Origin of the sequence: Flavobacterium sp. (genome assembly GCF_031423415.1) — a bacterium.
In the GTDB taxonomy this organism is placed as follows: Bacteria; Bacteroidota; Bacteroidia; order Flavobacteriales; family Flavobacteriaceae; genus Flavobacterium.
In genome coordinates this window covers 1-11,051 of sequence record NZ_JANPFL010000174.1, presented here as the reverse complement: position 1 = coordinate 11,051, position 11,051 = coordinate 1, and the positions used below count along the sequence as shown (strand labels likewise).

The 11,051-nt window shown below is 33.5% G+C and carries 9 protein-coding genes; all 9 read left to right on the top strand.

Annotation, left to right across the window (positions count from 1 at the left end; translation table 11 throughout):
- A partial coding sequence (locus RMO83_RS14785) for an aldehyde dehydrogenase family protein (protein WP_310560470.1) occupies positions 1-1,055 on the top strand: 1,055 nt, incomplete at its 5' end.
- 99 nt (positions 1,056-1,154) lie between these two features.
- On the top strand, positions 1,155-1,805 hold the full coding sequence (locus RMO83_RS14780) for a GNAT family N-acetyltransferase (RefSeq protein WP_310560469.1): 651 nt from the start codon (positions 1,155-1,157) through the stop codon (positions 1,803-1,805).
- A 61-nt stretch (positions 1,806-1,866) separates the two neighbouring features.
- Positions 1,867-3,219, top strand: coding sequence for an NAD-dependent succinate-semialdehyde dehydrogenase (locus tag RMO83_RS14775; RefSeq protein ID WP_310560468.1), 1,353 nt, complete (start codon positions 1,867-1,869; stop codon positions 3,217-3,219).
- Between the two features lie 38 nt (positions 3,220-3,257).
- Positions 3,258-4,937, top strand: a complete 1,680-nt coding sequence (locus RMO83_RS14770; protein ID WP_310560467.1) for an FAD-dependent oxidoreductase — start codon at positions 3,258-3,260, stop codon at positions 4,935-4,937.
- Between the two features lie 38 nt (positions 4,938-4,975).
- Positions 4,976-5,830, top strand: a complete 855-nt coding sequence (locus tag RMO83_RS14765; RefSeq protein WP_310560466.1) for a hypothetical protein — start codon at positions 4,976-4,978, stop codon at positions 5,828-5,830.
- A gap of 547 nt (positions 5,831-6,377) precedes the next feature.
- Complete coding sequence (locus tag RMO83_RS14760) at positions 6,378-6,662, top strand: hypothetical protein (protein WP_310560465.1); 285 nt, start codon at positions 6,378-6,380, stop codon at positions 6,660-6,662.
- Positions 6,663-6,768: 106 nt separating this feature from the next.
- Positions 6,769-7,752 carry an L-threonylcarbamoyladenylate synthase gene (locus RMO83_RS14755; RefSeq protein ID WP_310560464.1) on the top strand — a complete coding sequence of 328 codons (984 nt, stop codon included), beginning with the start codon at positions 6,769-6,771 and terminating at the stop codon, positions 7,750-7,752.
- 9 nt (positions 7,753-7,761) lie between these two features.
- On the top strand, positions 7,762-8,718 hold the full coding sequence (locus RMO83_RS14750) for a sodium-dependent bicarbonate transport family permease (RefSeq protein WP_310560463.1): 957 nt from the start codon (positions 7,762-7,764) through the stop codon (positions 8,716-8,718).
- Positions 8,719-9,480: 762 nt separating this feature from the next.
- A complete protein-coding gene (locus RMO83_RS14745; protein ID WP_310560462.1) occupies positions 9,481-10,506 on the top strand; it encodes an outer membrane beta-barrel protein in 1,026 nt (341 codons plus the stop codon).
- The last annotated feature ends 545 nt before the right edge of the window (positions 10,507-11,051 follow it).

Below are 11,051 nucleotides of genomic sequence, written 5' to 3'. Positions count from 1 at the left end.
CAACAAAGAGAGCAGATAAACGCTCGGTTGTAATTTATCAAGCTGTGGGAGTTGTTGGCGTGATTACCGCTTGGAATTTTCCTGCTTATAATCCTGCGAGAGCTGTTGCAGCTGCTTTGGCTGCTGGTTGTAGCGTAGTTTTAAGAGGTTCAGAATTCACACTGTTAACCAGTTTTAATTTGGCGAAAGCCTTGCATGAAGCCGGAATTCCAAAAGGCGTTTTCAATTTAATCAATACAGAACCAATTTCTACAGGAAGGGAGATGATTGACAATCCATTATTAAAAAAAATAAGTTTTACAGGAAGCACAAGAGTTGGAAAAATTCTGATGGATGGCGCATCTAAAACATCAACTAAATTATCGCTAGAATTGGGTGGAAACGCTCCGGTAATCATCGAAAAAGATGTAGATGTTGAAGCGATTGCACATCAAGCAATTGTTGCCAAATTGAGAAATTGTGGTCAGGTTTGTGTTTCTCCACAACGTTTTTACGTGCATTCGGATATTTTCAATCAATTTGTTTCGATTGTAAAAGAAGACATTTCGAAACTGAAAACCGGTATTAATGGCGGCGATATTGATTTTGTTGGACCATTAATTAATAAAACACAGCAAAAACATTCCTTGGCAATGCTCGAAAAAGCAAAAAGTGAAGGTGCAACCATTCATATTGGAGGTGAAGCTTCGGAAAAAGGATTTTTCGTTCATCCAGCTTTGATTGAAGCCAGACAAACTCAAGAATTCATCAAAACAGAAATGTTTGGTCCCTTGATGATTGTTATTCCTTTTGAAACCAAAGAACAAGTGCTCGAATGGGCAAATGACACCGAATATGGTTTGGCTTCTTATGTATTTACCAATCATATCAAAACCGCTAATTTCTATGCTGAAACTCTGGAATTTGGAATGGTAGGCATCAACGAATGGGCGGCTCACGGAACGGAATTGCCTTTTGTGGGAATAAAAAGCAGCGGAATTGGTCACGAATCCGGTTCCGAAGGATTGAAAGAATACTTGGAAATGAAATTAATCAGTTACGGAAATATGTCGTGAGGATTTAAAGATTAAAAAATTTAAAGATTAAAAAAATCCGTTTTTATCTGTGTTTTGCGAAGCAAATCCGTTTCATCAGCGTTCAAAAAAATAAAAATTATGATAAAAGAAATTTTAGGCAAATACATTTTGCAAACTGCAACGGCAGAATATGCAAAACAAGAAGCTGAACTTCAAAAAATTGTTTTTCCAACCTTGTCGGAAGAAGAACTAATGACGGAAGCGCAATACAAAAGACATATTGAGATTTTTCCTGAAGGGCAAATGATCGTTTTAGATGGAGACAGAGTTATAGCAGCCACAACAACTTTGATGCAAAATTACCACAAAGGACATCATACTTTTTTGGAGATTTCAGATAATTTATGGTTGGGAACACACAATCCGAAAGCAGATTGGTTATACGGTTTAGACGTTTCTGTTCATCCTGATTATCAAGGGAAAGGTATTGGAAGGGAAATCTACAATGCACGCCAAGAAGTAGCCAGAACATTAGGTACTAAAGGTCAAATGACTGCAGGAATGCCTATCGGATTTGACAAAGTCAAAGACCAAATGACCATTGCCGAATATTGCGACAAATTAATTAAAGGTGAAATCATTGATCCAACCGTTACAGCTCAAACCAAATGCGGATTCATTTTGGTGGAACCATTATTCGATTATTTAGACGATCCACGAAGCGGAAATTGTTCAGTTTTGATGTATTGGCCTTTGAATCCAAATACTAAATTGAGCGACAATCACTAAATATATTTAAAACATAAATTTAGGAATCACGAATTATTTAAAGCGTTATACATAAAGAAAAATGACAATCAAATCAATAAATCCTTACACTCAAACAGTAATTGCAGAGCACGAAGTTTTGACCAATGCACAATTAGCTCAAAAAATTGAACTTTCTGAAAAGGCATTTAAAAATTGGCGTAACACTACATTTCAAGAAAGAGCTGATAAAATGAAGAAATTGGCTACTATTCTTCGCGCAAGAAAAGAGGAATTAGGGTTGTTGATTACTAATGAAATGGGTAAAATCTTGCCTGAAGGTGTTTCTGAAGTAGAAAAATCGGCAGGAAATTGTGATTTCTATGCGGAGAACGCCGAGAAAATGTTGAAAGACGTTTATTATGAGACGCCGTTCAAAAGTATGTCGGTCTATGATCCATCGGGAGCTGTTTTTGCGGTAATGCCGTGGAATTATCCTTTTTGGCAAGTTTTGCGTTATGCTGCGCCAGCAGTTATGGCTGGAAATGTAACGATTTTGAAACACGCATCAAATGTGCAAGGTTGTGCCAAAGCTATTGAAAGTGCGTTTCTAGAAGCTGGTTTTCCAGAAGGAGTTTTTCAACAAGTGACTATTAGCTTAAATCAAGTCGAATCAATAATTGCTGCAGATATTGTAAGTGGAGTAACGCTTACAGGAAGTGAAATGGCCGGTTCTTCAGTGGCTTCATTGGCGGGAAAACATATTAAAAAAACGGTTATGGAACTTGGAGGGTCTGATGCTTTTATTGTTTTGGACGATGCAGATATTGAAAAAGCGGCAACTGTTGCTACTCAATCGAGAATGCTCAATGCAGGTCAGGCCTGTATTTGTGCCAAAAGGTTCATTGTTACCGAAAAAATTGGTGACGAATTTGCTCATTTATTTGCTCAAAAAATAAACGATTTAAATCAAGGGAATCCATTGCAAAATGGAATTAATATGGGGCCATTGGCTAAACTGGAATTTGCAAACACATTGAGTTCGCAATTAGAAAAATCATTGCAACAAGGCGCCAAAATTTTAGTAGGAGGGGAGCAGGATAATTGCAATTTCCAACCCACATTAATAGATTTTGTAGATTCAAATAATATTGCTTTTCAGGAAGAAACTTTTGGACCATTGGCTACAATAATTAGAGCAAAAGACGAAAATGATGCGATTGCAATAGCAAATAATCATCGTTATGGATTGGCTTCAGCTATTTGGACAGAAGACAGAGAAAAGGCGTATAAGTTAGCCAGACGTATTGAAGCAGGTAATGTTTTTGTGAATTCATTAGTGCGTTCTGATTCTAGAATTCCTTTTGGAGGAATAAAAAAATCGGGCTATGGAAGAGAATTATCTGATATTGGAATGAAGGAATTTATGAATATGAAATCGATTGTTATTGAATAAAAAAAGTTTTAAGATGTGCTAATCTAAACCAAAATGCAATGAAAAAACCAAAATCAAAAACACTTCAAAATTTACTTTTTAATTTTAATGCGGCTCAGTTTTCGAATGAAAATCCGGAAATTGAAGTGGATAAAATTGTCGAATTTAAAAATGCAGATGCGTTATCTAGAAGAAAATTTGTAGGTGATTTTGCAAAGTTTAGTTTGCTGACAGGAATTGTTGGCAGTTCAATTTTAAGTTGTAAAAAAGAAAAAGACACTCAAAATTTCAATCTTAATAATGGAGAAAATCAAAATGATAGTGGAATAAAAGTTGCTATAATTGGTGCTGGAATTGCTGGATTAAACGCAGCCTACCAACTGAAAAAAGCAGGAATTAAAGCTACAGTTTATGAAGGGAGTCATCGGTTGGGAGGTCGTATTTTGACGCATTATAATGATGCCTTACAAATGGGAATTCATCCAGAATTCGGAGGGGATTTTATCGATTCTACTCACGAAGACATGCTTAATCTGGCTAAGGAATTCGATTTAGAATTAGTCGATATGTACGCAGAATCGAAAGCAGCAAACTTGCGTCATGAGACTTTCTTTTTTGATGGAAGACATATTACTGAAGCTGAAATCATCAAGGAATTCAAGACTATCGTTCTAAAATTATCAAAAGATGTGGATAGTCTTGGCGAAGATTATAATACTCCACAAGCTTTGGTTTTGGACAAAATGACTTTGAAAGATTACATCAACGCATTGGATTGTAAACAATGGCTGAAAGACATTCTTACGGCCGCATATTTGGCTGAATTTGGTTTGGATACATCAGAACAATCGGCAATAAATATGCTTGACATGTTAGATACAGATACTTCTGCTGGTTTTAGAATTTTTGGAGATAGTGATGAAAAATTCAGAATAAAAGAAGGTAATTCTAAACTTATAGAGCACTTGGCAGGAAAAGTAGCAGCTGATATTAAAACAAAATCGATGCTTACTGCCATTTCGAACAAAGACGGAAAATACACTCTCTCCTTTAAAGACAAGGAAGATGTTCAAGCCGAATATGTGATTATTTGTATTCCGTTTACGATGCTTCGTGATGTTAAAATGGAATTAGCAGCAATGACTCCAGAAAAGAAAAATTCGATTCAACAGTTGGGCTATGGCCAAAATAATAAATTGTTTCTTGGCTATGAAAATAGACCTTGGCGAGAAGGGAAAAATAAATTTTACGGTTATTTGTTTCATAAAGACATTCACGATGGCTGGGATTCGAGCAGCATCAAAACGATTCAAAGTAATAAAGGTGTTTATTGCTGTTTCATTGGCGGCGATGAATCGATTCGGTTGTCAAAAGTGGCCGTTAATAATCCTGCTGCACCACCAAGTCATATATGGAAAACTGATTTGCCTCAAAACGATATTGATACATATATAGACGAAATGGAGCAAATTTTCCCAGGTTCAAAAAGCACCTATTCAAACAAACACGTTTTTGCTTGTTGGTCCTCATATCCTTGGGTAAAAGCGAGTTATACGTGTCCAAAACCTGGACAGTGGAATAACGAAATGCTGCATATTAGTGAGCCTATTGGTAATGTGTTTTTTGCAGGTGAGCATTGTAGCGTGGATTTTCAAGGTTTTATGAATGGTGGTGCCGAAACAGGTCGGGTAGCTGCTGCACAAATTCTACAAAAAATAAAAAAAAACAATAAATTTTAACAACGAAAACCAATTTAATAACCAAAACCAAATTAAACATGAAAAAAGTAATTTTAATTTTTGTATTTGCTTTAACAAGCAGTTTGACATTTGCACAAGAAACGGTAAAAGACACAACGGCGACAGCCGAATCTTTAAAAGGAACTTGGGATTTAAACTTAGATTTAGCTTCCCGTTATGTATGGAGAGGACAATCTTGGGGAGGCGATTATCCTGTAACACAGCTTTATGGAAATTACAATTTATCCGATAAATGGTCTGTTGGTTTTTGGGCAACCCATAACTACAAAAAAGAATATTATGATGCAGAAGGAACAACGAAAGGATATAGAGAGATCGACTTTATCCTGAATTATGCGGTAAACGATTTTTTGACAATTTCCCTACAAGATTATTATTGGCCCTCAACAAATTTTCAAGAAGGCGTTACTAATAGTTTCTTTGATTATGGCAATACAAGTTCGCAAACGGTCGATTTAATGTTTCTATTTGACTTTACAGAAAAAGGATTGCCGCTTTGGTTTACTTCAAGTACATTTCTGGCAGGAAATGATTTTAAATACAAAGATGAATTTGATGAAAAAGGCAAACAAAACTTCACCACATATATGGAGGTAGGCTACAATTTAGATGCACCTTTAGGCATTAGTGTCGCCCCAGTTCTAGGTTTAGTTCTCAACAACAAAGCCCAGTATTACAGCTATGCTGATTATGACAAGCCTTCGTTTGTTAATTTAGGGTGCAAAGTTTCAAAAGAAATCAAATTATCCGAAAGTATAGTGATGCCAATTTGGCTAAATTATACCTACAATGCCGCTGACGCTAGAGAAAACTTAGGGCTTTTAGGGCATCAATTTCTGATTGCTGGAGTTACATTTTCCTTAAGCAAATAATTTTTCAAATAATAGAGCGAAAACGGCTTTTCATTTGAGAAGCCGTTTTTCGTTTTACCATTATATTCAATTGGTTTTAATAGTTTTACAGTTCAAAATTATTAATTATGAATCCAAAAAAAATACTGTTGAGTAATTTTTTTAAGTACCCTAAATTGGCTTGAGCTATAGGACTAAGTACTTTTTTTTAGCCATACAAGTCTCCACTCTGAGGTAATTGGAAATCTAGAAACAGGTACAATTTGAAGTTCTTGATTTGTTGATTCATTATTTGATCTTATTAAAGGCATTATAGATTAGCATAAACCTGTAATAATAGTTTGTTTTAGTGCTTCATTAGAAGTGAGTTCCATTTTCGTCGGTGCTTTGATTTCATTTCTTTCAAAAAGTTTTTCCATAATTAATCGAGTCGCTGCTCCTTCTTCCCTGTAAATTTTTAAGAGATGAAGATTAAAGTGTATAAAATATTTTTATATATATCATAACAAATATAAATAAAAATTTATTTATTTTTAGAATAGCTTTGCAAAAATAAATTACAACACAAATGAGAAACGATTCTGTAAGTGAGTTTAAATTAGTAGAGGGCGAATTTAATGCAACTGAGGCATTAAACATATTGATGTCTCTGTTCAACAGCAAGATTGATTACCATCAATTAGACTCCTTTAGTAATCATATTCGACACGGAGCGGATATGTCATTTTCTAAAAATAGAATACAGGTTTTGTCTCAATCCATCGATAGCATAAAAGAAATTGTTAAGGAGGCAAATTCAAAAGGAAAGAAATTGAAAATAGATGGAATTATCCAGATTTCATTAGTAGAATAATTTGTATTCTTTTTAAAAAAAGCACAAAAGAATGGTTTTGAAATGAAGTGTAGCAAGTCACAGTCAACAATTAATTAGTCTTTCTTGTGATTAAACATATTTAAAAATGAAAAAGGAAATAAGTACAGCTGCAAAATTACTACAAGAGGGTAAAGTAGTTGCCATTCCAACTGAAACAGTTTACGGATTGGCTGCAAATGCATTTGATGGCAAGGCCGTTGCACAAATTTTCGCGATTAAGAACCGACCACTATTCAATCCGCTAATTGTTCACATCAAATCTATTGAATATTTAGAGACTGTTGCTACAAATATACCACCACTTGCATTTCAATTAGCAAAGCAATTTTGGCCTGGTCCACTGACATTAGTCTTAGAAAAAAAATCAAATGTTTCTAATCTTGTAACTGCTAATAAAAATACTGTTGGCGTTCGTATTCCGTCTCATCCTGTTACATTAGAACTTTTACATTCTTTAGATTTTCCGCTTGCTGCGCCAAGTGCAAATCCTTTTGGTTACATAAGTCCTACTACTTCTGAACACGTTAGGAAACAATTGGGAGATAAAATTCCCTTTATTTTAGAGGGAGGAGTTTGTGAGAAAGGTATAGAATCAACCATAATAGGTTTTGAGAATGACGACCCAGTTTTATATAGAGTTGGGGCTATATCAAACGAAGAAATTGAAAAATGTATAGGTAAGCTAGTTATTAAAAACACTGCATTTGCATCTCCGCAAGCACCAGGGATGCTCAATAAACATTACTCTCCCAAAACAAAATTTATTGTTTCAGAAAACATAAATTTAACAATACAGGAGAACAAAGATGCTAATGTTGGTTTTTTACTGTTTAGTAATAATTATGATTTTTTAGCATTCGACAAATATTTTCAATTATCCAAAAATAGAGACCTTGACGAGGCAGCCAGAAATCTATATGCAGCAATGCACCAACTTGATGAAATGAATTTTGATGTAATTTATGCTGAAAAATTACCTCAAAAGGAGTTGGGAATAACTATAAATGACCGGCTTTATCGGGCTCAGGAAGAAAAATTTAACCACAATATTGAAAAATTAACCAATTAAATTAAAAAAATGAATACAGATCTCCTCATGGACAATTTAACAAGTCCAGCATTACTGTTTTTTCTTTTGGGAATAATTGCAGTTCAAGTAAAAAGTGATTTAACAATACCAGAAAGTTCCTCTAAGTTTATTTCTCTTTATTTACTTTTTTCAATTGGCTTCAAAGGAGGACAAGAACTCGCTCATAGTTCATTTAATTTAGAAATAGTTTGGGCTGTTGTTTTCGGAATTTCGATAGCGATGATTATTCCAATTTATTCTTTTTATCTTTTGAAGAAGAAATTAGGTGTGTCAAATGCTGGTGCAATTGCAGCAGCTTACGGGTCTGTTAGTGCCGTTACTTTTGTGACCGCTGTTGCGTTTTTGGATTTGCAAAACATAAAATTTAATGGTCACATGGTAGCCATCATGGCGTTGATGGAAGCGCCAGCAATTATTATTGGTGTTGTTTTAATCTCCTTTTATAAAAAACAGAATGATTTAAAAATTTTGCATATTATCAGACATTCCTTTACTAACGGCAGTGTGATGCTTATTATGGGAAGTTTAATAATTGGATTGCTAGCCAGCGATAGCCAAGCATTAGGAATAAAACCTTTTACAACTGATATTTTCAAAGGGTTTCTGGTTCTCTTTTTACTTGATATGGGAATGACAAGTGGAAGAAAATTATCAGAATTTATTAAAAACGGCTGGTTTACAGTAGCATTTGCTTTAATAGTTCCCTTAGTAAACGGATGTATAGTAGCCGCATTGAGCGGATTTGTTACACACGAAGTAGGAGATCGTTTTATTTTTGCAATTCTTGCCGCAAGTGCCTCCTATATCGCGGTACCTGCTGCGATGAAAATTGCAGTACCAGCCGCAAATCCTGGTTTATACCTCCCTATGGCTTTGGCGGTTACTTTTCCTTTCAACATCACTATTGGCTTGCCTCTGTATTATGCGGTAGTTTTGTCGACCTAATTAAGCGACAAATACCGTAATTTTTAAAAATTGAAGTGATTTAAACTTTTTTCAGTTGCTAAAAAATTTGTCTTTCGCACCCACTTTTTGTCTTTTTCATTGTAGCCACGCTACAAGTTATGCAACATAGAAAATACTTCAATTGGATTCAGAATACTAAATTTTCCACAAAAACGCAAAAAGTTTAAATCACTTCTTTAATAATAGTGATGTTGTTAAAATAAATGATAGTAGAAAATAATAACATTTTATTCAAGTTTGACTTCAAACGAATCATACTTTTGCTTTGAATTTTGCCGTAACAAGTATTTTTTTTATTAAATTATTTTAGTTGCAATTGTTATCACTTATTTTCGATTAAATTTCACGAGGGTATAATTTAAAGGGGGTGTATATTTTTTTACCTTTAAAAAAGAACTTTTTTTAAGTATTTTTTAAATTATTTAAATAATATGACTAAAAAATAGGGGTTAATTTAAAAATGTATAATAAAAATATAATAATTAAAAATCATTTTAATGTGGATAATATATTTTTAGGCAATTTATTTATGTTTATTGATAATTCTTTACCATAAAAGTTAAAAAAGGTATTTTAAACTATTATAATTTACCAAAAGTTGATAGATTTGCCTCAGAAAAAAAGTTAATTTAATAACAATTTAACCATAAACGTATTCTTTGTAGCAACCTGCAATGTAATTTGAAGTAAAAATTTAAACAAAAAACAATTAAACTAAATCAATAACTAAACCAAGAAAACATGAAAAAAGTAACACTAATTTTAGGATTAATGCTGACTAGCATAACATTCGCTCAAGAAACAACTCCTGCGTCGACACCTCTAGAAATCTCAGGTTCTGCTGATGGATATTTCAAGTATGATTTTTCAAAAAATGAAAACATTCCAACAAGTTTCGCAACAGATCATGGTTCTTTTTCTCTAGGAATGCTTGACCTTATATTAAAGAAAACATCTGGTAAATTCTCTTTCGTTGGAGACGTAGCTTTTGGTCCAAGAGGACAATACCAATCTGTTCCTAATGGGGACGGAACAGCATTAAATGCCGACAATTCATTTAACATTCAAAACTTATACGGTACGTACACTTTTTCAGATAAATTAAGTGTAACAGCAGGTTATGCAGGTACATTTATTGGTTATGAAGTAATTTCTCCTGTTGCTAATTTCCATTATTCAACATCATATTTATTTACTAATGGACCATTCCAGCACGCTGGTGTCAAAGCAAACTACAAAGTATCTGATAAATTTGGTGCAATGGTGGGTATTTTTAATGACCAATGGAATGTTTACAAGAACCCAACTGGTGCAGCTGCTCTTGGAGGTCAGTTATCTTATGCTGTTGATGGAGTAAGTGCTTACCTTAACTTTATGGATGGAAAAAGCAGTGGTACAATTGTAGATTTGACAGCTGCTTTTCAAATTACTAAGGAGTTCAAATTAGGAGTAAATGGTGCTGATTTTAAGCATGGATCGAGCCCAAATGTTCAATATGATTACACAGGATTTGCTCTTTATCCTTCATACGCTATATCTGATGCTTTTGCACTAGGTTTACGTGGAGAATATTTTTCATACAAAACAGCAGCAACAGATTGGGACGTAACTGCTATAACTTTATCTGGAAACTATAAATTAGGTAGTTTGACCCTAATTCCTGAATTTAGATTTGATAACAATTCTGAAGAAGTTTTTATGGACGTAGATATGATGGGTACTAAATCTGCTGCTCAATTCCTTGTTGCGGGAGTATATTCTTTCTAAACCAAGTTAAAAAAATAAATATTTTACCCAGACACTTCTTTTAGTGTCTTGGTTTTTTTTTGTATCAATAGTTCATTTTTTTTTTAAAGTTCTACTGCTATATTTTATATTTTTGGAGTATAAATCAGAACTAAAAACAAGCTGGTGAAATCTTGAAATATATTTTTTACCTAGTTTAATTAGTATTAAAATCAGAAATGGATTTTTATATTTTGCAAATGCTTTTATAAATATTCTCTAATCTAATTGGATTTAATAGTATGTTCAAGGCGGTAAGTATAAATAATGAAATAAGCATGTTTTAATTTTTTTTTATTTGAATAAGGACTACGATTAAAAAAGGCTTTTTGATTTATTCAAAAAGCCTTTTTATATTTAACGTATTAAAAGAAATCTATTGTTTTTTAAATAGTCAACCCTTAAAAAGAGCTATTTTTAATTTCCACAAAAATAGGAATATTATTTTCAGGATAGAAGTTGAACAAATAATTAAGCCAAAAAACAATTTGTTCCTTGATTTGGTTGAATCGGAGCTTAAAATTGTA